Annotated in this window: 17 protein-coding genes; 11 read left to right on the top strand and 6 right to left on the bottom strand. The window is 67.9% G+C overall.

What is annotated here, in order from left to right; all coding sequences use genetic code 11:
- Nucleotides 1–11: 11 nt before the first annotated feature.
- The 8 genes from WKC72_RS13950 (at nt 12) to WKC72_RS13915 (ending at nt 8,094) form a co-directional block, all read left to right on the top strand.
- Nucleotides 12–290 carry a sarcosine oxidase subunit delta gene (locus tag WKC72_RS13950; RefSeq protein WP_005252386.1) on the top strand — a complete coding sequence of 93 codons (279 nt, stop codon included), beginning with the start codon at nt 12–14 and terminating at the stop codon, nt 288–290.
- Nucleotides 287–3,151, top strand: a complete 2,865-nt coding sequence (locus tag WKC72_RS13945; protein WP_370182974.1) for a 2Fe-2S iron-sulfur cluster-binding protein — start codon at nt 287–289, stop codon at nt 3,149–3,151. The genes WKC72_RS13950 and WKC72_RS13945 overlap by 4 nt, the downstream gene beginning before the upstream one ends.
- Complete coding sequence (locus tag WKC72_RS13940; RefSeq protein ID WP_370182973.1) at nt 3,144–3,737, top strand: sarcosine oxidase subunit gamma; 594 nt, start codon at nt 3,144–3,146, stop codon at nt 3,735–3,737. The genes WKC72_RS13945 and WKC72_RS13940 overlap by 8 nt, the downstream gene beginning before the upstream one ends.
- Nucleotides 3,738–3,814: 77 nt before the next feature.
- Nucleotides 3,815–4,714 carry a dihydropteroate synthase gene (gene folP / locus WKC72_RS13935; protein ID WP_370182972.1) on the top strand — a complete coding sequence of 300 codons (900 nt, stop codon included), beginning with the start codon at nt 3,815–3,817 and terminating at the stop codon, nt 4,712–4,714.
- On the top strand, nt 4,711–5,412 hold the full coding sequence (locus WKC72_RS13930; protein ID WP_370182971.1) for an aminotransferase class IV: 702 nt from the start codon (nt 4,711–4,713) through the stop codon (nt 5,410–5,412). Before folP ends, WKC72_RS13930 begins: the two co-directional genes overlap by 4 nt.
- Before the next feature lie 151 nt (nt 5,413–5,563).
- Complete coding sequence (locus WKC72_RS13925; RefSeq protein WP_037226738.1) at nt 5,564–5,977, top strand: glycine cleavage system protein H; 414 nt, start codon at nt 5,564–5,566, stop codon at nt 5,975–5,977.
- A gap of 4 nt (nt 5,978–5,981) precedes the next feature.
- Nucleotides 5,982–7,364 (top strand): L-serine ammonia-lyase, encoded by a 1,383-nt coding sequence (locus WKC72_RS13920; protein WP_370182970.1) that lies wholly within the window; start codon nt 5,982–5,984, stop codon nt 7,362–7,364.
- Nucleotide 7,365: 1 nt separating this feature from the next.
- The gene (locus tag WKC72_RS13915) at nt 7,366–8,094 is read left to right on the top strand and encodes a hypothetical protein (RefSeq protein WP_037226736.1); all 729 of its coding nucleotides are present in this window, start codon (nt 7,366–7,368) and stop codon (nt 8,092–8,094) included.
- Here WKC72_RS13915 and WKC72_RS13910 read toward each other — a convergent pair.
- The 5 genes from WKC72_RS13910 to WKC72_RS13890 all read right to left on the bottom strand — a co-directional run bounded on the left by WKC72_RS13910 (nt 8,040) and on the right by WKC72_RS13890 (nt 16,874).
- Nucleotides 8,040–11,468, bottom strand: a complete 3,429-nt coding sequence (locus WKC72_RS13910) for a serine/threonine-protein kinase (RefSeq protein ID WP_268789818.1) — start codon at nt 11,466–11,468, stop codon at nt 8,040–8,042. The two genes, WKC72_RS13915 and WKC72_RS13910, sit on opposite strands and share 55 nt — an antisense overlap.
- A gap of 74 nt (nt 11,469–11,542) precedes the next feature.
- Nucleotides 11,543–12,370, bottom strand: a complete 828-nt coding sequence (locus WKC72_RS13905; protein ID WP_037226733.1) for an IclR family transcriptional regulator — start codon at nt 12,368–12,370, stop codon at nt 11,543–11,545.
- Nucleotides 12,371–12,445: 75 nt separating this feature from the next.
- Nucleotides 12,446–13,666, bottom strand: coding sequence for a M24 family metallopeptidase (locus WKC72_RS13900; RefSeq protein WP_052032836.1), 1,221 nt, complete (start codon nt 13,664–13,666; stop codon nt 12,446–12,448).
- Between the two features lie 64 nt (nt 13,667–13,730).
- A complete protein-coding gene (locus WKC72_RS13895; RefSeq protein WP_037226730.1) occupies nt 13,731–15,065 on the bottom strand; it encodes an MFS transporter in 1,335 nt (444 codons plus the stop codon).
- A 297-nt stretch (nt 15,066–15,362) separates the two neighbouring features.
- Nucleotides 15,363–16,874, bottom strand: coding sequence for a PucR family transcriptional regulator (locus WKC72_RS13890; RefSeq protein WP_370182967.1), 1,512 nt, complete (start codon nt 16,872–16,874; stop codon nt 15,363–15,365).
- Nucleotides 16,875–16,965: 91 nt separating this feature from the next.
- On the opposite strand from WKC72_RS13890, the gene WKC72_RS13885 reads away from it, so the two are divergent.
- Both WKC72_RS13885 and WKC72_RS13880 read left to right on the top strand, forming a co-directional pair.
- Nucleotides 16,966–18,480 carry a cytosine permease gene (locus WKC72_RS13885; RefSeq protein WP_268789816.1) on the top strand — a complete coding sequence of 505 codons (1,515 nt, stop codon included), beginning with the start codon at nt 16,966–16,968 and terminating at the stop codon, nt 18,478–18,480.
- A 28-nt stretch (nt 18,481–18,508) separates the two neighbouring features.
- Nucleotides 18,509–19,435, top strand: a complete 927-nt coding sequence (locus WKC72_RS13880) for a polysaccharide deacetylase (protein ID WP_370182965.1) — start codon at nt 18,509–18,511, stop codon at nt 19,433–19,435.
- Between the two features lie 7 nt (nt 19,436–19,442).
- Here the strand turns inward: WKC72_RS13880 and WKC72_RS13875 are convergent, their stop codons facing one another.
- A complete protein-coding gene (locus tag WKC72_RS13875) occupies nt 19,443–21,218 on the bottom strand; it encodes a TerD family protein (protein ID WP_370184364.1) in 1,776 nt (591 codons plus the stop codon).
- A gap of 290 nt (nt 21,219–21,508) precedes the next feature.
- On the opposite strand from WKC72_RS13875, the gene WKC72_RS13870 reads away from it, so the two are divergent.
- A complete protein-coding gene (locus WKC72_RS13870; RefSeq protein ID WP_370182964.1) occupies nt 21,509–21,898 on the top strand; it encodes an excalibur calcium-binding domain-containing protein in 390 nt (129 codons plus the stop codon).
- Nucleotides 21,899–21,956 lie beyond the last annotated feature (58 nt).

Raw genomic sequence — 21,956 nt, 5'->3', positions numbered from 1 at the left:
CAGGAGCCACAATGCAACTCATCGAATGCCCGTGGTGCGGATCCCGTGAGGAAACCGAGTTCCACTACGGCGGCGAAGCCCACGTCGTCTATCCGGAAGACCCCGAATCGCTGACCGACGAGCAGTGGGCGCACTTCGTGTTCTTCCGCGCGAACCCGAAAGGTCTCTTCGCGGAACGGTGGAACCACAGCGCCGGCTGCCGGCGCTGGTTCAACGCCGTACGCGACACCGCCACCTACCGATTCCACAGCGTCTACCGCTTGGACGAGCAGAAGCCGACGATATCGTGAACGCACCCTTCCGCACCCGCCAGGGCGGTCGCCTCGACCGCGACACCTCCTACACCTTCACGTTCGACGGCCGGGAACTGACCGGTCACCCCGGTGACACGCTGGGCTCGGCCCTGCTCGCGAACGGCGTCCACCAGATCACCACCAGCATCAAACTCGGCCGGGCCCGCGGCATCACCGCGGCGTGGGCGGAGGACACCGGCGGTCTCGTGCAGATCGAGGAGCCGTTCCCCGAGCCGATGCTGCTCGCCACCACCATCGAGTTGTTCGACGGCCTCGTCGCCCGCGGCATCCCCGGTCAGGGACGGCTCGCCGAGATCCCCGATTCGGCGAAGTACGACGCCAAGCACGTCCACACCGACCTCCTCGTCGCCGGCGCCGGACCGGCCGGTCTCGCCGCCGCGCTCACGGCGGCCCGGGCGGGTGCGCGGGTGGTGCTCGTCGACGAGCAGAGCGAAGCCGGCGGCGACCTCCTCGGCAGCACCGACCTCATCGACGGCGCACCCGCCCTCGAGTGGGTCGCGGCCGCGGTCGCCGAACTGGACACGTACCCGGACGTGCTGCATCTGCAGCGCACCACCGCATTCGGCAACTACGACGACGGCTTCGTCCTCGCCCTGCAGCGCCGCACCGACCATCTCGGTGTCGAGGCCCCCGCGGCGCTGAGCCGCCAGCGCGTCTGGCGTATCCGCGCCCGGCACATCCTCGTCGCCGCCGGAGCGCACGAGCGGCCCGTCGTCTTCACCGACAACGACCGACCAGGCATCATGCTCGCGCACGGCGCCCGCACCTTCCTGCACCGCTACGGCGTCAAGGTGGGTGAGCAGGCCGTCGTGTTCACCACCAACGACAGTGCCTACGAAGCCGCGATCGACCTGCACGACGCCGGCGTCCGCATCAACGCGATCGTCGAGGCCCGCGACGAGGCACCCGCCCGCTGGCAGCGTGAATGCGACACGCGCGGCATCACCATCCGTACCGGCTCGGTGGTATCCGGCACCCGCGGCAACGGCCGGATCAGCCACGCCGTCGTGTCGCACCGCACGGACACCGATCACCGGTTCCGCGTCCCCCTCGCCTGCGACGTCCTGCTCGTCAGCGGCGGCTGGAATCCGGCCGTGCACCTGTTCTCCCAGGCCCGCGGCAAGCTCCGCTACGACGAGAACCTCGGTGCCTTCGTGCCCGGCGAGGACCTCGACGGAGTCTCCGTCGCCGGGTCCGCGAACGGTGTGTTCGACCTGGACGGGTGCCTGCGCGACGGCCAGACCGCCGGTCAGTCGATCATGCGCGACCTCGGCTTCACCGTTCCCGAGCGCACGATCGACCCCGAACCTGCACCCGCGATCGAACAGTCCACTCCGCTGGTCCTCTGGCGGGTGCGGGACGTCGCCGGCGAGGACACCCAGTTCGTCGACGTGCAGCGCGACGCGACGGTCGCCGACCTCGCCCGCGCCGTCGGTGCCGGGATGACGTCGATGGAGCACATCAAGCGTTACACCACCATCGGCACCGCACACGACCAGGGCAAGACGTCCGGGGTGATCTCCTCCGGCATCACGGCCGAACTGCTGGGCAGGCCGATCGAGACGCTGGGCACCACCACGTTCCGGCCGCCCTACACCCCGGTCGCGTTCGCCGCCCTCGCCGGCCGCAGCCGCGGCGCCCTCTTCGACCCCGAACGGGTGACGGCGCTGCACGATTGGCACGTCGGCCGCGGCGCGGTGTTCGAGGACGTCGGCCAGTGGAAGCGTCCCCGCTACTACCCCCTGCCCGGGGAGGACATGGACGCCGCGGTGCTGCGCGAATGCGCTGCCGTGCGCCGCAGCATCGGCATCCTCGACGGCTCCACTCTCGGCAAGATCGACGTCCAGGGTCCCGACGCCGGTGTGCTGCTCGACATGATCTACACGAACATGATGAGCACCCTGAAGGTCGGCATGGTCCGCTACGGCGTCATGTGCGGCGTCGACGGCATGGTCATCGACGACGGCACCGTGATGCGCCTGGCCGACGACCGCTTCCAGGTCTTCACGACCACCGGTGGCGCCGCGAAGATCCTCGACTGGATGGAGGAGTGGCTGCAGACCGAATGGCCGCACCTGTCGGTACGGCTCACCTCGGTCACCGAACAGTGGGCCACGTTCCCCGTCGTCGGACCGCGCTCGCGCGACGTCATCGGTGAGGTCTTCCCCGACCTCGACGTCACCAACGACGCGTTCCCGTTCATGGCGTGGCGCGATACCACCCTCGGCGGCGTCCACGTCCGGGTCGCCCGGATCAGCTTCTCCGGCGAACTCGCGTTCGAGGTCAACGTCGACGGCTGGCACGCACCCGCGGTCTGGGCGCGCCTGATCGCCGCGGGCGAGAAGTTCGACATCACCCCGTACGGCACCGAGACCATGCACGTCCTGCGCGCCGAGAAGGGTTACCCGATCATCGGTCAGGACACCGACGGCACGGTCACCCCGCAGGACCTCGGGATGAGCTGGGCCGTGTCGAAGAAGAAGCGCGACTTCATCGGGAAACGCTCCTTCACCCGGGAGGAGAACCAGAACCCGCTGCGCAAGCAGTTCGTCGGACTGCTCCCGCTCGACAAGCAGACCGTGCTGCCCGAGGGCGCGCAGATCATCGAAGAGATCGCCGACGGGATCCTGCCGCCTCCGCCGGTGCCGATGCTCGGGCACGTCACCTCGAGCTACCTCAGCGCCGAACTGGGCCGCCCGTTCGGGCTCGCCCTCGTCAAGGGCGGCCGCGCCCGGCTCGGCGACACCCTGCACGTCCCGGTGGACGGAAACCTGGTCGCCGTCGAGGTCACCAGTTCCGTCCTCGTCGATCCCGAAGGAGCACGTCGCGATGGCTGACACCCTCGTCCCCCTCAGCCCCCTGCACGGCTGGGACCAGAAATTCTCTGCACTCCCCGAGTCGGTGAGCGTCGCCGAGGAACCGTTCGTCGCGATGGTCGACCTGTGGGTCGACCCGGCCGGACCGGGAGCCGGCGCCGCCGCGACGGTCCTCGGGTTCGATCTCCCCACCGCGGCGTCGACGTCGGCGGGCACCGACGCGATGACCGCCGTCTGGCTCGGTCCCGAGGAGTGGCTGATCACCACTAGGGCACAGTCGGCGCCCGCTCTCGAGTCGGACCTGCGGGCGGCGGTGACACCCCACGGCGGAGCCGCGATCGACGTCTCCGGACAGCGAACCACCCTGCGGCTGCGCGGCACTCACGCCCGCGACGTCCTCGAGAAGGGTTGCTCACTGGATCTGCATCCGAGGGTGTTCGTCCGCGGCACTGCGGTGCAGACCATGCTCGGCCTCGCGGGCGTGATCCTGATCGCGCTCGACGACGAGGGAACCGATTACCGGATCCTCGTGCGGTCGTCGTTCGCCCGGTACCTCGCGGAGTGGCTGATCGACGCCGCCGAGGAGTTCGGCGTCGACCCCGTGTAAAGCGACAGCGTCGGTCCGGGTGGACGGCATGGTGCCGTCCTCCGGACCGACTCCCCTTCCGAAAGGAGGTGCGCCGGATGGTTCCCTTCCCGACGCTCATCGCGACCGGCCACGGCCGACTGCTCGACGCTCTGTCACGCGACGTTCCCCTAATCTGCGGAATCGTCAACGTGACCCCGGATTCGTTCTCCGACGGTGGTCGATACCTCGACACCGCCGCCGCGGTCGAGCACGCCCTGTCCCTGGTCGCGGAGGGCGCCGACCTCCTCGATGTCGGAGGCGAATCGACCCGTCCCGGATCCCGACCGCCCTCCGTAACGGACGAGATCGCGCGCGTGATTCCTGTCGTCCAGCAACTCGCCGAGCTCACCTCGGTCCCGATCTCGGTCGACACCTCGAGACCGGACGTCATGCGCGCGGCGGTCGCCGCCGGCGCGTCGATGATCAACGACGTTCGTGCCCTCCGGCTTCCGGGTGCGCTGCGCGCCGCCGCCGACCTGAACGTGCCCGTGTGCCTGATGCACATGCGCGGCGAGCCCGAGACGATGCAGAAATCGCCGGAGTACGGCGACGTCGTGTCCGAGGTGCGCGGGTTCCTCGTCGACCGTGTCGGTGCCTGCCGGGGCGCGGGAATTCCCCTCGAGCACATCATGGTCGACCCGGGCTTCGGATTCGGCAAGACCCTCGCCCACAACCTCACCCTGTTGTCCGAGCTCCGGCAGATCACGGATCTCGGTGTTCCCGTGATGGCCGGACTGTCCCGGAAGGGCATGCTCGGCACGATCACCGGCCGCGGCGTCGACCACCGTCAGGCCGCCTCGGTGGCCGCAGCCCTGATTGCCGCGCAGAACGGGGCCGCCCTCCTCCGGGTGCACGACGTGTCCGCGACCGTGGACGCGGTGTCCGTGCTCCGTTCACTCGTATATCGTGGTGCCGCCAGCCCCAGCCACGCGTCGAATCGAGCCTCCGCCCCGTGAACGCCTCCGTGTCCGCCGCCGGTGTCGCGACGATCGATGCCGCTGGGGTCCAGCCGATCGATACAGCTGAGGCGCAGCTGCTCGGTACGGTTGCTCAGCTGATGGAGACGATGTATCACGATCCGCGGACCGGTCTGCGGCACGCGGAGCGTCATCTCCGACGCCTGGCCCGTTCCGCAGCCGTGCTCGGGTACGAGTTCCGGGAACGGGACCTCCGGCGCCACCTCGCGCAGCGGCTGGCGGGTGTCGGCGAGGCCCGGGTCCGCGTGCGCCTGCACCGTGCCGGCGGTGTGGACGTCGATGTCTTCGGGCCGCCGGTCGCGCCGGCCTCGGTGTCTCTCGTGCTCGACGACGAGCCCGTCGACTCCCGGGACGTCCTCCTCGGACACAAGACGACGTTGCGCGAGCGGTACGACCGCAGGCGACACCGCCATCCCGGGGCCGACGACGTCGTGCTGGTCAACGAACTCGGGCACGTCACCGAGACCACGATCGCGAATCTCGCCGCCCGGATCGACGGCGTCTGGTGGACGCCACCGTTGTCGTCGGGGTGCCTGCCGGGTGTCGAGCGGTCCTGGCAGCTCGACCGTGGGCTGATGCGCGAACGCATTCTCACGCCGGCCGATCTCCTGGCCGCCGAGGCGCTCGCCGTGACGAGCTCACTCAAAGGTGTGCTGCCCGCGACCCTCCGGCCGTAGCCCCCTAGTTTCCGGACGTTTCCAGACCACCTCTTGACCCACCCCCGCACCTGACCTACTGTTATGACTCATACTGATATATCAATGTCAGACCTGTTGGATCACACGCGCGACTCCGCGACCACAACGCCCGACTGTCAAAGGACAAGGCATGAGAGCTGGAAAGATTCCCTCGGATCGACGGTTCACGGCCACGCACAGCTGGCTGGCCCTCGCACCGGGACAGAGCTTCTCCGACTACCCGCTCCGGGCCGGGGTCACGGACTCGGCACTCGACGAAATCGAGGTGGTCGGGCTGGAACTTCCGGCAGTGCGCAGCACGATCGAGGCCGGCGCCCCCTGCGCGCTCGTGTGGACTTCCGCGCGGACCGTCGTCACCGTGTACGCGCCGATCAGCGGACTCGTCACGATGACGAATACCGACGCCCTCGCGGATCCGCGACTCGTCGCCGACGACCCGTTCCACCGCGGCTGGCTGTTCGCCGTCCTCCCGTCGCCGACGTCGTCCGCCTACGGACTCCTCACCCCCGCGCAATACGCCAACGAACTCAGTGAGGCGGTGTAATCCCATGACCATCAGCGTGTTCGACCTGTTCTCCGTCGGCGTCGGCCCCTCGAGTTCGCACACCGTCGGACCGATGCGCGCCGCCGCGCGGTTCGTCTCCGACCTCCGCGCCCTCGACGCCCTGCCCGAGGTAGCGGACATCCGTGTCGACCTGTACGGCTCGCTCGCCGCCACGGGGGCGGGCCACGGAACGATGTCCGCGGTGCTGCTCGGACTCGAGGGGTACTTTCCCGAGAAGATCGAGACCGAGGAGATGGAACGACGCCTCGAGGAGATGCGCAGTACCCGGCACATCAGGGTCGGCGGATCGCACGAGGTCGCGCTCGCCGAAGACGAGTTCGTCCTCCATCCGCTGACCATCCTGCCGCTGCACCCGAACGGGATGAGGATCACCGCATCCACGGCCGCCGGCGTCGAGATCCACAGCGAAACCTACTTTTCCATCGGCGGCGGCTTCGTCGTCACCGAAGCGGAGAGTGCACAGCCGCCGCGCACCGCCACCGGCGGACTGTCGTTCGGGTCCGCCAAGGAACTCCTCGACGTCGCGGCCCGCCACGGCTACACCATCAGTGACGTGATGCTCCAGTTCGAACGCGAAACGCGGTCGACCGTGGAAATCTACGAACGGCTCCTCCATATCCGCGACGTCATGGTGGAATGCGAGAAGCGCGGGATCGCGCGCGACGGGATCCTTCCCGGCGCTCTGCGCGTGCGCCGCCGCGCACGGGACTGGTACCTCCGCCTGGATCAGGAAGACCCGCACCGTGATCCCGCATTCGCCGAGGACTGGGTCAACCTCGTCGCGCTGGCCGTCAACGAAGAGAACGCATCCGGCGGCCGGATCGTCACCGCCCCGACCAACGGGGCCGCGGGCATCATCCCCGCGGTGCTGCACTACGCCGTTCACTACACCCCGGCCGGGAAGTCGGATCCCGACGACACCGCGATCCGCTTCCTCCTCGCCGCCGGCGCCGTCGGCTCGCTGTACAAGGAACGCGCGTCGATCTCCGGAGCCGAGGTCGGCTGCCAAGGTGAGGTGGGTTCCGCGGCGTCCATGGCCGCTGCCGGGCTCGCCGAGATCCTCGGCGGCACAACGGAACAGGTGGAGAATGCCGGGGAGATCGCGATGGAGCACAGCCTCGGCCTCACGTGCGATCCCATCGAAGGGCTGGTGCAGATTCCGTGCATCGAACGGAACGCGATCTCGGCGGGCAAGGCCATCAACGCTGCTCGCATGGCCCTGCGCGGCGACGGCACCCACCGCGTCAGCCTCGACCAGGTGATCGAGACGATGCGCTCGACCGGCGCCGACATGCTGTCGAAGTACAAGGAAACGTCGACCGGCGGTCTGGCCGTCAACGTCCCGGTCAACTACGTCGAGTGCTGACATGATCACCGACGAACTCCGCCTTCTCCCCGCCCGCGCCGCGCACTTCATCCGCCGGCACCCGGTGCGGAAGCGCGACGACTACGCGCCCGAGACCCGGCTGTCGGTGCTCGACGTGCTCGTGCACTGTGCACCGGTCCGCGGCGACGCGTTCGTGGCCTTCCAGTTGCTGAGCCGACGCGAGCTGCCGGGCTCGTACCTTCTCCACGCCGACGTCGTGGACGACGCGCTGTCCGTCCTCGACAGGTTCGCCGTCACGGAGTACGAATGCGAGCAGAGCTTCGGCCCGAACTGGCAGGACGTGGTGCGACACGCCGTGGAAGCGGCGGCCCTCCTGCACGGGCACTTCGGAGCACTGACGCGGACGACAAGCGTCGTCGACAGCCGCCGGCGGCTCGGCGCCTGGGCCTGCGCACGTGATGCGGCCTGGGAAGCGGGCCGGATCAAATCCTGGTACCGCGCCCAGGACGCCGCGTGGGAACGGCACTTCATGGACGAGGCGACAGTGCGCGAGGACGAGCAACTGTGCGCGGACATCGCGACCGCGGTGCGCGACGCGGCGGCAGCGCACGCCGTGTCGGATCTCGTCGGGCGGCACGATTTCACCAGCGCGCACTTCGAGACCCTGCTCGCCCCGTGGCGGACGGCCGCCGCGCACCTGCTCCCGCGAGGCGATTACTGCGCGGCATCGAGCACGGTGTCGACGAACGTCCGCGGCAGGTCGGGGTGACCGTTCTCCCGCAGCGCCGACAGCGCCGCGACGACGTTCGAGCCGCCGTCGGGTAGGAACCGGATCAGCCCGTGCCGGGCGCACTCCACCGCCGCCGGCAGCAGCATCGCCTGCGCCTCGTCGCGACGTCCGGCAGCCCACAGGCACGACACGAGCAACCGGCCCGCCTGCAGGCGGGCCCGGTGCCGCCCGGTCCCGTCGAGTTGCCGAACCCAGTCGTTCGCCCATTCGCACGCGAGATCCGCGGCCGCCGGATCGCCCTGCGCCGCGAGCAACGTGATGGCCGCCTCTTCCTCGAGTTGCGCCGTCGCCTGGTCGAGCCCGTTCGCCGGGGTGCGCCGGGTCTCGCGTGTGACGGCCACGAACCCGGGTGCCGGGGGCAGCCCGATCCGCACCCGCTCGTTGTCGACGGCGGCCCGCAGCCGGGGCAGCGAGAACGTCTCGGCGGTCCGCACCCCCTCGTCGAGTTGTCGTGCCGCGGCGTCGCGATCGCCGCGCACCGCCATGATCCGCGCCCTGAGGCAGTAGTGCCGGATCATGAAATCCGGTGCGCCACCGAGCGCGGCGGCGTCGAACGTCTCGTTGAGCAGCTCGTCCGCTTCGTCGACCCGGCCCTGCTCGTAGTGGACCTCGGCGAGAAGCGTACGGGTGAGCCGCGCATGCTGCGACTGCGTGTTCTCCGCCTCCCGGACCAGCTGGAACGCCTTGCGGTACAGCTCCATCGCACCGCCGACGTCGAGCTGCTCGAACTTCGCGAGTCCGGCGAAACAGTACCCGTACGCGACGGAGTACGGTCCGGTGTTCTGCCGGTGATACGGGGCCGCCCAGCTCTGCCTGCGGTAGGCGTCCTCGAACCGGAATTCGCACGTGTCCACGAACGTTTCGATGAGAGCGGCCATCGACACCACGAAGGGGTGGTACTCCGTGGGATGGTCGAGGCATTCGGTGACGAGCTCCCGCACACCCTCGATGCGGTCGGCGGTCGCCTCGATGTCGCCCTGCAGGACATCCGCTTCCACCCGGAGCTGGGCGGCGCGACGCTCGGGCATCTCGCCGCTGTCGATCTGCTCGAGCGCGCGGGTTCGGGCGGCTTGCGCGAGTTCGAGTCGCTGGAGTTCGCAGTTCGCCCATCCGATGGTGAGCTGCAGCCGTGGGCTGGCGGCCACCAGGTCGGCGGGCAGTTTCCCGATCAGGCAGAGCAGCGTCGACATCTGCGACCGATCGAGGAGGTAGAGGTCGTCCTCCTCGAGCAGTTCCACCGCTTTCTGCGGTTCACCGGCAGCGAGGATGTGGTCGACGGCCTCGCCCAGCAGGTGCCGCTCCCGGAACCAGTCGTACGCCCGGCGGTGCAGGTCGGTGATGCGCCCGGGGTGGTCCCGTTCGAGACGCTGATGGAGGATCTGCGCGAACAGGTGGTGATAGCGATACCACTGTCGGTCGTCCCCCGTCCTCCCGAGGAACAGGTCGCGGGCGGCGACCTGTTCGAGTTTCGCTTGCCCGTCCTGCACGCCGCCCAGCGCCGACGCCAGGTCGCCGCACACCTTGTCGGGCACCGACGTGGCGAGCATGAAGTCGAGCATGTCGGGTTCGAGGGCGTCGAGCACGTTCTCGGCGAGGTACTCGCCGATCGCGTCGGTCCCCGTCCGGAGCTGTTCGATCAGGTTCTCCGGACTTCCCGCTTCGCGCAACGACAACGAGGCCAGCTGCAGTGCAGCGATCCACCCGTCGGTCGATTCCCGGAGTTGTTCGATCTCGGTGTCCTTCAACGGAACCTGCACCCGGTCCGACAGGAAGTTCTGCGATTCGCCGAAATCGAAACACAGGTCTTCGGACGCTATTTCGTTGAGTTCGTCGAGCACCCGCATCCGGCTCAGCGGCAACCCGGACCGGCTCCTGCTCGCCACGACGATCTTCAGGTGGTGGCAGCCGTTGTCCAGCAGGAACTTCATGGCGTCGATCGGCCCGGAGCCGGTGATGCGATGCCAGTCGTCGATCACGACGACGAGGGCGTCCTCGCTGTCGTGAAGCCGGTTGATCAGCGACGTCAGGACGAACCGTTCGACCGCGTCCCCGTGCTCCTCCAGGGACTGCCCCAGATCGGTGACGACCTCCGGGCGTACCCGCCTGATCGCCTCGACGAGGTGGGCGAGGAACCACACCACGTTGTTGTCGTCGCGGTCCACGGTCAACCACGCGACCGCGGTCCCGGCGTCGACCAGGTCGTCGCGCCACTGGGCGACCAGACTGCTCTTGCCGAACCCGGCCGGCGCGTGGACGAGCGTCAGCCTGCGGTCCCGGCCCGCGCGCAGTACGGCGAGGAGCCGGCGTCGCGGCACGAGCTGCCGGGTGGTGGTGGGTGGGCGGAACTTCGTCACCGGCGCGGGCGGGGTCGGCGGCGTCCGCACGTTGTACGGGAGCCCGGGGCCGCGGGACCGGGGGGACTCGCCGGCATGATCGTGCGGCTGCTCGGGTGCCCGCTGAATCGGGATGTACATGTCGTCGACGGCCACACCGTTGCGTCGCTCGACCGCCCGGAGCTCGTTGCCGAAGTCGGCGGCGCCGCCCGGCCTGTCCTCGACCGCGCGGGCCATGGCATGTTCGACGGCACTGCACACGTCGTCGGGGATTCCGGCGTCCCGCAGGTCGGGGACCGCCTGTGTGGAGATCCGCAGGAACTGACCGACCACCTGTTCACCGCTCCGGCGCTCGTACGCGGCATGACCGGTCAACGCGCAGAACAGGGTGGACCCGAGACTGTAGACGTCCGACTCGACCGTCGGTGGCCGGCCTTCGAGCACCTCGGGCGCGGTGAACGCCGGGGAGCCGGTGATCGAGCCGGCCGTCGTCTCGAATCCGCCGGAGACGCGGGCGATGCCGAAGTCGGTCAATTGCGGTTCGTCGTATTCGGTGAGCAGGATGTTCGCGGGTTTGACGTCACGGTGGAGCATCCCACCGCGATGCGCGGTCTCGAGGGCCCCGGAGATCTTGATCCCGAGCCGCAACACCTCCTGCCACCCGAGAGGACCCGACCGACGGATCTGCGCCTCGAGGGAACCGAACGAGTGGTACGGCATGACGAGGAACGGCCGCCTGCTCCGGGTGACACCGACCTGGTAGACGGCCACGATGTTCGGGTGCCCGGACGTCCGGCCCATCGCCCGTTGCTCCCGCACGAACCTCGTCACGTTGTCGGGATCGAGGTTCGACGTCAGGACTTTGACGGCCACCGTGCGGTCGAGGTCTTCCTGCAGGCAGCGGTACACGACCCCGAACCCGCCGCGGCCGATCTCCACGGCATCGTCGAACCCCGCCGCGGCCAGCTCGGTCGTGATCTCCGGCTGGCGCTGGGTTGCCCACGGATCGTCGTTCGCCATCGGCCTGCACCACCTCTGACACGCTCAACCCAGAATAGTCCGCGGGGTCCACCCGACGAGCGGATGCGCTGCGGTCAGTCGCGGGTCGCGGCGGGTGCCCCCAGCCGTGCCGACACCCGCCTGCCGGATTCGGCGACCGTCCGCCCGAGCGACTCGAGCATGGACTCCGGGACCCGGAACCGTGGCGCGGACAGCATCACGGCCGCGACGAGGACGCCGCGGTGATCGCGGACCGGCGCCGAGATGCCGACCTCCTCGATCGACGTCCGGCCGTCGTTGACGGCGTATCCGCGGTCGTGGGTGTCGCTCAACTCGTCGAAGTACTCACCCCGCGAGTCCTGCTCCTCGGGTCCGACGAGCAGGCGGCGGTCGAAGAGCCGCTCGATCTCCGCCCGCGGCATCTCGGACAGGAACACCTGGACGGACGAACTCGCATACGTGTCGTAGCGGGTGCCCACAGCGGCGGTGTGCTTGACCTGTTTGGGACTGGGAATCTGTTCGACGACGACGGATTCGTGTCCGTTCCACACCATGAGCGCGCTGGTCTCGCCGGTGCGGCGGGTGAGTTCCTCCAGTTCCGGCTGCGCGACGCGGCGCACGTCGAGGTTGGCCAGCAGCGGCCCGGCGAGCGCGATGAGACCGAGACCGAGCCGGTAGCGTCCGGTGCCCTCGTCACGCTCGACGTAGCCGGCCTTCTCGAGGGTGGCGAGCATCCGGGAAACGCTGCTCTTGTGCAGGTCGACCTTGCGCGCGATCTCGGTGACACCGAGCACCGGTTCGGCGATCGAGAAGGATTCGAGCACCCGCAGTCCGTTGAGGAGGACCGACGGGGACGGCTTCGCGTCACCGTCGTGCTCGCCCGGTCCGTTGTCCGCGAGTCGATCGACGTCGTCCACACTCATGATCGTTGCGCTCCTTCGGTTTCTGCCTACACCACCGCCGACCCTGCCACACCCGAGGCAGGGTCGGCGTACCGGTCAGACGCCGAGGATGTTGTGCTCGGGTCCGAACGGGAACCGGGTGATGTTCTCCGCGCTGTCGTCGCCGACGACCAGGATGTCGTGTTCGCGGTAGCCACCGGCGCCCGGCATTCCCTCGGGAACCATGATCATCGGCTCCATCGACACCACCATGCCGGGTTCGAGGACCGTGTCGATGTCTTCGCGCAGTTCGAGGCCCGCCTCGCGTCCGTAGTAGTGCGAGAGCACGCCGAAGGAATGTCCGTACCCGAATGTGCGGTTCGGCAGCAGCCCCTCGGCCTCGTAGATCTCGTTCAGCTCGGCCGCGATGTCCTTGCAGACCGCGCCCGGCTTGATCAGCTCGAGCCCGCGGCGATGCACCGTGACGTTGATCTCCCACAGCCGCAGGTGCTCGGCCGACGGCTCGCCGTAGAACAGGGTGCGTTCGAGGGCCGTGTAGTAGCCGGCGATCATCGGGAAACAGTTCAGCGACAGGATGTCTCCGCGTTCGACGCGGCGGCTGGTGGCCCAGTTGTGGGCACCGTCGGTGTTGATGCCCGATTGGAACCACACCCACGTGTCGCGCAGTTCGGCGTGCGGGAAGGTGGCCGCGATCTCCCGGATCATCGCGTTCGAGCCGGCGATCGCCACCTCGAATTCGGGGACGCCCTCGGTGATCGCCGCACGGATGGCCTCGCCGCCGAGGTCACCGATCCGCGCGCCGTGCTTGATCAGTTCGATCTCCTCGGGAGACTTGATCATGCGCTGGCGCATCGTGGCCTTCGCGACGTCGGTGAACGTCATCCCGGGCAGGACCGCGGCGATCCGGGCCCGCACGTCGGGGGTCAGGTGGTCGTCCTCGACACCGAGGGTGCCGCGTGAGATGCCCTGCTTCGCCAGGACCTGCTGCACGGCGAACTCGAAGTTGTCGCGGCGCCAGTCCGTGTAGACGACGTTCTCGCCGAACGACCGCCGCCAGGGCATCCCGGCATCGATGTTGGCGGACACGGTGGTCGAGCCGTCCTGGGTGACGACCAGTGCGTACGGCCGCCCGAACGCCGTGTACAGGAAGTCGGAGTAGTAGTTGATGTTGTGGTAGCTGGTGAAGAGCACGGCATCGAACCCGTTGTCCGCCATGTGCTTACGCAGGGCGACGAGCCTGCGGTCCATTTCCACCGGGGAGAACGTGGGAACGACCTTCTCGCCGTTCGGGATGCTCTTGATGCGCTCCAAGTTCATGATGTTCCTTTCGAGTTGCCGGCGGCATCGTGTGATGCCGCATTTCTGTGGGAGGTACGGGTGGTCAGGTATCGGCCAGCGGGCGACGGGAGGTTTCCCGGGCCATGAGCATCGCGCCCATTGCGACGAGGGCCGCGGCGACGAGATACCAGGCGGGCGCGAGCTTGCTGCCGGTGAGCTCGATCAAGAGCGTGGCGACGAACGGTGCGGTGCCGCCGAACAGTGCATTGGCGGTGTTGAAGCTGAACGCGAAGCCGCTGTAGCGGACCTGGGTCGGGAAGATCTCGGCCAGGAAGGTCGGGAGCGTGCCGTCGTTCATGGTGAGGAACGCGCACAGCACGATCTGGATGAGGACGATACCGACGATTCCGACGGCGCCGAGCACGCTGAACAGCGGGACGGTGAACACCGCGAAGCAGATGGACGCGGCGATGAGAACTCGTTTGCGGCCGAAGCGGTCCGAGAGCGCACCCATCCCGAAGATGAACACGATGTAGCAGGCGAGAGCGATCGACGCGGCGATGAACGAGGCCGTGTGGCCGACGTTCAACACCTCCGACAGGTACGTCGGCATGTAGCTGAGGATCAGGTAGAAGCCGACCGCGTTGAGGCAGGTGACCCCGAACGCGATGACGATCGCACGCCGATGGTGGGTGAACAGGATGGACAGCGGCGCGTTGGACTCCACCTTCCGTTCCATTTCCTGGAACTTCGGGGTGTCCTCGAGCTTCAGCCGAATGTAGCGGCCGATCAAACCCATCGGCGCCGCGAGCAGGAACGGCAACCGCCATCCCCAGCCCTCGAGCTGGTCCGTCGACAGCACCGCGGTCAGCAGTGCCGCGATCAACGATCCGAACAGCAGTCCGGCGGCCGTGGATGCGGGCACGACGCTCGTGAACAGTCCGCGCCTGCGGTCCGGGGCGTACTCGGCGAGGAACGCCGAGGCGCCCGCGTACTCGCCGGCGGCGGAGAATCCCTGCACCATGCGGACGAGCAGCAGCAGGACCGGTGCGAGGTATCCGATCTGATCGAAGCCGGGGATCAGTCCGATGCAGAACGTCGACGCCGACATGATGAGGATCGACAGTGACAACGCCGTGCGACGTCCGATCTTGTCGCCGAAGTGCCCCCAGACGAGTCCGCCGATCGGGCGGATGACGAACGAGATGGCGAAGACGGCGAACGTGGCCAGCAGGCCCGTCGTCGGCTCGGTCTCGGGGAAGAAGACCACCGCGATAACCGTTGCGAGATAACCGTATACGGCGTAGTCGAACCATTCGACGAAGTTGCCGACGAAGCTCGCCGTGATGACCCGCCGGAGAACTCGGGGCGAGGGGTTCACCGCGCCGTCCTCGTCCGATTGCGGCGGGGCTGAGGGGGAATTGAGGTTTTGGGCCATGCCCACTCCTTCTCGGGGCGTCGACTCTTGCCGACTGCGACGAATAGCGTGCGTTGCGTTCATTGCAACTGCGATTCGTTCAACGACCATATTGTGCCCGGCGTCACATGTCAACGGTCGTCGGGGTCTTGCGCGTGAACCGCGGTTGCAACGAATGAACCAGAACTGAGACCGCAGTAAACACGGACAGCCGCAGGTCGCGCTACCCCGATCTACCATTCCCGACGATGTTCACGGGAATGCAACACCGTTGCAACAGTCGAGGCCCGAAGTGGATTGCGTTATCACCCGCGCACGTCAGAGCGCGGTCGTGTCGACCACACCGCCGAGGTAGAGGCGGGTCGCGAGGTGCACGGCAGCGAGCCGCGGCGAACCCGTCGGATCCTCGCCGAGCAGCGCGAAGATCTGATCGAGCCGCTGATACAGCGTCTGGCGCTGCACGTGCAGTCGGGCCGCCGCCTCGGTCTTGCTGCACCCGCACTGCAGGTAGACGTCCAGCGTGTCGATCAGACGGCGAGCACGTTCCGGACCGACCGCGAGAAGCGGTCCGAGAAGTTCCCGGACGAACGACGTCAGCAGGGCCGGATCGCCGATCCGCCGGCCGAGACGCTCGAGAGCCAGTTCCGCCGCGTCCACCACGGTGCCGGCGATGCCCAGATCGGCCGCGAGATCGAGCGCGAACCGCGCCTCCGCCAGCGTGCCGGGGAGTCCGAGCAGACCGATGACAACCGGCCCCACCGCCACCCGGGCCAACTCCGCCCGAGCGGTCGCGCGCAGCGACTCGACCAGGGCCGCGCAGGAACCGACCCGGTCGTCGGACCGGAGCACGACGATCGCGTGCAACTCGTCGCCGGCGACAGACGACACCGTTCCGGCCGCGTACCGGTGCAGTGCCGCATCGATGGCGGCGAGCGAAACGGGACCGTCGACCGCACGCCCGACGACCCCGACGTACGACGCCCCGCCGACCATCCCCGCCGCACGCGCAGCCGCCACGAGACGCTCCGGGGCAGGATTCGGCTGGCAGACGATCCGCAGCAAGGCCTGCGCCGCCCGGACCGCGGCCGAGGGAGGAAAGGATCGCAGAAGCGAGATCGCGAGCGCTGCCGGCGCCCGCTCGACGATCGCCTCCGCGGTGACGTGATCCGCCGGGTCGTCCGGAGACACCAGGAGCGTCGCCACACCGACACCCTGGACGGACACCGGCACGGCGAACACGCCCGAACCGGCGGCAGGGGCGGTCATCTCGTCCCCGAGGGCCGCGATCACGTCGCCGGTCGCGTCGAGCAGGGTCACGTCGCCGGGCAGGAGTCGCGCGAGCACCTCGAGCAACTCGTCGGGACCGCCACCGCGGGCCAACTCCTCGGACAACGCGTGAGCGACCGCGTCACCACGACGCAGTCGCTGCACCGATTCGTTGACCAGCAGGCCGTTGATCGCCTCGGCGACCTCGACGAACGGAACGACACCACGCAGTTCGACGACCGGCAGACCTACCTCCGTCGCCTCCTCGACCAGTTCCGCCGGAATCTGCGGCAATTGCGGACCGGTCTCGACGGCCACTCCGGCGACACGGCGGGCCGACAATTCCCGCACGTACCGTCGCAGTCCGGCCGGGTCGGCAGGCGCGAGCGCGAAACCTCCGGTCAGCAGCAACTCGCCGCCGCGAAGGAGATGCGCGATGTCGATGACCTCACTCGAATGCACCCAGCGCACCGGCTGGGTCAGCAGGTCGGCTCCGGCTCGAACGACCGGGCGTCCGGCGGCGAAGCTCGGGTGGGCGAGAACGTCGGCTAACGACAGCGACATGACATTCCGTTCGTTGACGGCCCGAATTTATTGGCAAAGTGTAAATGGTGTGATGCGGGTCACGCACCGCATGATGGGAACTCCACCTGACATGGCCTCACAAAGGAGTCCGATGGTCACCGACACTCCCACAGACAGTCCCCACGTCCACGACTTCGAAGAAGTACTGCAACCCATCCCCGAGGAAGCACGCACGACGCGCGTGTCCGGCCAGTTCTGGATCTGGGCGGGCGCCAATATCGCTCCCATCAACTGGGTTCTCGGCGCCCTCGGCATCGGCCTCGGGCTCGGCCTCCGCGACACCCTCATCGTTCTGGTCGCCGGAAACGTCGTCGGCATGGCACTTTTCGGCGTATTCGTTCTCATCGGCCAGCGCACCGGGGTCACCGGCATGGTGTTGTCGCGGGCCGCGTTCGGCCGGCGCGGCGCCTACCTCCCGGCCGCGATCCAGGCCTGCCTCGCGGTCGGGTGGTGCGCGGTGAACACCTGGATCGTCCTGGACCTGGTCATGGCGCTGCTCGGCAAACTCGACCTCGTCGACCCGCACGAACGGAACCTGGCAGCGAAGATTCTCGTCGGAGCAGTCATCATGACGATCCAGGTCACCATTGCATGGTTCGGCTACCGCGTCATCGCCGCGTTCGAGCGCTGGACGGTTCCGCCGACGCTGGCGGTGCTCGTGCTGATGTCCGTCGTCGCCTGGTTCCACCTCGACATCGACTGGTCCTACGCCGGGCCCCCCGGTGAAGTCCTGCACGGCGGCGCCCGGATCGCGGCGATGTCCACGGTGATGACCGTGATCGGAATCGGCTGGGGAATCACGTGGTTCACCTACGCCTGCGACTACTCACGGTTCGTGAGCACAACCGTGCCCCGGCGCAAACTGTACCTGGCGAGCACTCTCGGTCAATTCGTCCCGGTGGTGTGGCTCGGCGTGCTCGGCGCCAGCCTCGCCACGACCAACGGTGCCGTGGACCCTGGCGAGTTGATCGTGTCGAACTTCGGCGCACTGGCCCTGCCGGTGCTCTTCCTGGTGATTCACGGGCCGATCGCCACCAACATCCTCAACATCTACACGTTCTCGGTCGCCGCACAGGCCCTCGACATCAAGGTGCACCGTCGGAGGCTCAACCTGCTGGTCGGCATGTTCGCCCTGGTCGTGGTCATCTTCTTCATCTTCCAATCGAGTCTGGCCACCGTGCTCGAGACCTGGCTGGCGGCAATCGTGGCCTGGATCGCGAGCTGGGCAGGCATCATGCTCGTCCACTACTTCCGGGTCGAGAAACGACACATCGACGCTCGACGACTGTTCGAGCCGATCGGATCTCGCCGACTGCCCGACGTCAACTGGACCACGATGGGATGCTTCGTCGCCGGAATCGCGGCGACGTGGCTGTTCATGTACGGCGCCACCAGCCTCACTCAGGGTTTCGCGGCACGAGCGCTCGGCGGGCTCGACCTGTCCTGGCTGGCCGGCGGCGGAGTTGCCGCCGCCCTCTACGCAGTCCTCGGACCCCGCGCGCACCGCCCGTACCGGATCACCGGCCAACCGCCGACACCATCTGCCGCGACCACCGACTCCCCCGACGTCCTCACCGGCAACTGATCCCTCCCGACACCCCCAGGAGCACACCGTGAACAACGACTTCACCTGGCCGCAGGGCCGCACCGCAGCCGCCGCCTTCACCTTCGATGTCGACGCCGAATCCTGCGTCCTCGCCCACGATCCCACGTCGGTGAACCGTATGTCGCTGATGAGCCACCAGTCGTACGGGCCCCGGGTCGGCGTCCCCCGCATTCTGCGACTACTCGAACGCCAGGGCGTCCGCGCGACATTCTTCGTGCCCGGATTCACTGCCGAGTGCTACCCCGACACCGTCCGCGCCATCATCGACGGCGGGCACGAGGTGGGGCACCACGGCTATCTGCACGAACCCATGAAAGGCCTCGACGCAGCGACCGAGGCCCGCTACCTCGACCGGGGGCTCGACGCGCTCGAGGAGGTCGCGGGAATCCGCCCCGTCGGATATCGCGCACCCTGGTGGGAAATGAACTGGCACACACCCGAGCTGCTCGCCGAACGCGGGTTCGTCTACGACTCGAGCCTGCTCGACGGCGACAAGCCCTACCTGATGGCGACGAGCCCGGAGGCGGAACGCACGCTGATCGAGATCCCCGTCGACTGGGCACTCGACGACTGGGAGCAATACGCGTTCTACCCCGGTGTCACCGGCAGCGGCGTCATCGAAAGCCCCGCCAAGGTGCTGGAGATGTGGACCCTCGAAGCGGAGGCCCACCACGCCGAAGGCGGGTGCTTCGTCCTCACCAACCACCCTTTCATCTCCGGAAGACCCTCCAAGGCAGCCGCATTGGAACGACTCATCGAAAACGTCAAGGCAATGGACGGGATGTGGGTGACCACCCTCGGCGACATCGCGGCACACGCCCAGCGCGTCTGCACCGAGCCCTTCGTGCACACCCGATTCGAGATCCCCACCTTCCCCGACGTGCAGATCCGGCGGACTGCGCCCGCCCCTGCCACGGTCGGTTCCGAACGGTGAGGGATCCTCAGTCGTCGACCGTCACCCCGTACTCGGTGGCGAGCGTCGCGAGATCGTATTCGTACCCCTGACCCACCGCCCGGAGACGCCACCGCCCGGCGCGTCGATAGATCTCGGCGAAATGCATCGTCCGTTCCGTCGTGCCGGCGTCCAGTACGAACGATGCGATTGTGTGGTCCGGAGCGTCCACGGTCACCGAGATCGGACCGAGTTCACCGAAGGTCCGATCGCCGCCGATCGCCGCCGATACGGACACGCACTGGTAGTCGGAGTGCAGGGCAGCCAATTCGATCCGCACTCCCTGCTCGCTGCTGCCGTCGCAGGACAATTCCACGGTGCCGTCCGAACTCGTCGGCGAGTTGTAGAAGAGAAAGTCCTCGTCGCAGCCGACCCGGCCGTCTTCGCCGAGAAGAAGAGCAACCACATCCACGTCGAACGCATCGTCCGCGGTGTGGGCGCGCCAAGACGCGTTGACCGTCAGCGATGCCGTCTGTGGTGGCAGGTCGATCACCTCTCCGCGAGCGAGCAACGGCGCAACCCATTGGGACGGCGGCCGGATCGGCTCGAGGGGCGCCCCCCGCTCGGGTGGTGCCGCCGGTTCGAGTGCGGAGTTCACATCGGCGGCGGTGAGCAGCGGCAGCTGTCGAGCCGACACTCGGTCCATGCGGGGATCGAGTTCGCCACCGTCGAGAACGAGGACATCGGTGACTCCCGCGGAGAGGTTGACCGACGGCTTGGCGCCCAGTTGCACGATGCGGGAGCGCATCAGAACGGAGTCCGAATGCGAGCCACCGACGATCAGCACTCTTCTGCCGTGCCAAGGCTTCGTGGGAGCGATCGTTGTCGCAGGTCGAGGCTGCTGAACTTCGGAGGGTGCCGCGGCCGCCTTCGGCTCACCCGGTGTCACGTGCAGCAACAACTTGCCGAGCTGCCGCTCGGTCAGGACAGGAATTCCGTCAGCCACCGCGCGGCGCACCTTCGCACTCGACGAGTGCGGGTCGTTGCAGACGACGACACTCGTCTGACGGCTGACCGAATTCATGACGTCCAGGCCGGCGTCGGTCAGACGTTCGGCGAGTGCAAGACGGGGAACATCCGTGCTGCCGCTGATGACCAGTTTCATGCCCTGGACCAGTCCTACCCCCGGATCCAGCCGCCCCGGATTCCGCCACGGAGACTCCACGCGCGGAACCCGATCGGGGTACACCGCTCGCCGATCGGCGCAGCCGACGACCGGCAGAGGAAGTCTGAGTGACTCGGCCAGCGAGGCGCTGTGCGCGAAGACCTCCGTCAGCACGAGGGCGTCGTCGTAGGCGTCGTGAGCCCGGTTCTGACGAACCTTCCAGTGAGCGGCCAGAGTGGACAACTTGTGGTTGGGGACGTCGATCTCGAGGCGGCGGGACAGGGCAAGGGTGCAGAGCCTCTGCCGTGTCGGCATCGTCATCCCTGCCCGTCGCACCTCGGCGTCGAGGAAGCCGTAATCGAATGACGCGTTGTGCGCGACCAGGGTCCGACCGTCGAGAAGCTCGAGCAGATCTTTCGCAACCTCTTCGAAACGAGGAGCCCCCGCCAGACGCTGCGCCGTGAGATTGTGGATATGGACCGGTCCCGGGTCGCAGCCCGGGTTGAGTAGCGTCACCAATTCGCGCTCCACCGAACCGTCTTCACGCAACGCCAACGCCGCGACGCTGAGCACTCTGTGCGTGGACGAACGCAGACCGGAGGTCTCGACGTCCACGACTACCCAGCGGTGTCCCGTCGGCAATCGCACCGGCCGGGTCATGGTCGAGGAGGCAGATGACAGCACAGAGCGACTATAGAGCCCGTTTCTCGTCGTTCTGATCGACGACACGGAAATCTTCGGCACATATCGTGCCCGATCTGAATTCCTCGGTAGTTTTTTGTTCAAGTACAGGTCGAGGGTTGTGTCATTCGAGTGAATGACACAGAGGATCATTGCGCCTCAACAGCTTTCGAATTGGCTACTATTCTCGTCACACCGAATGGATCACCCGTCGTGGCATTTCCCGACCATTCCGTGGAAGCCCTACCCCACCCCTGAACGAGGTAAGCATGAACGCTCGACGGTTAATTCTCGGCGTCCTCGGATGTGCCGCCATTTCTATGGCGGCCGCGCCCTCCGCGCAGGCGGCGACGATCTTCGATTTCCTTCCCCCGGAGATTGCGTCCCTGATTCCCAGCGGTTCGGCCGACGCCGTGAACCCCCTCCTGCCGCCCGCGCCCGCCGCCCCGGCAGCACCGGCACCCGCACCGCAGGCGGCTCCGGCACCCCAGGCAGCCCCCGCACCGCAGGCGGCTCCGGCACCCCCGGCACCCGCACCGCGGGCGGGGTACAAGAACTGCACCGAGGCCCGCAATGCCGGCGTGACGCCGATCTACCGCGGCCAGGACGGTTACGCCCCGCACCTCGACCGCGACAACGACGGCATCGCCTGCGAGTAATCGGTCACCGGCGCGCCGCGCCCGCACACGCACCCCTTCTGCGCCCACGCACCCCGTT

The organism is Rhodococcus wratislaviensis (assembly GCF_041228765.1).
Taxonomy (GTDB): Bacteria; Actinomycetota; Actinomycetes; order Mycobacteriales; family Mycobacteriaceae; genus Rhodococcus_F; species Rhodococcus_F wratislaviensis.
The sequence above is the reverse complement of the archived record's forward strand: the minus strand, read 5'-3'. Positions and strand labels throughout refer to the sequence as shown.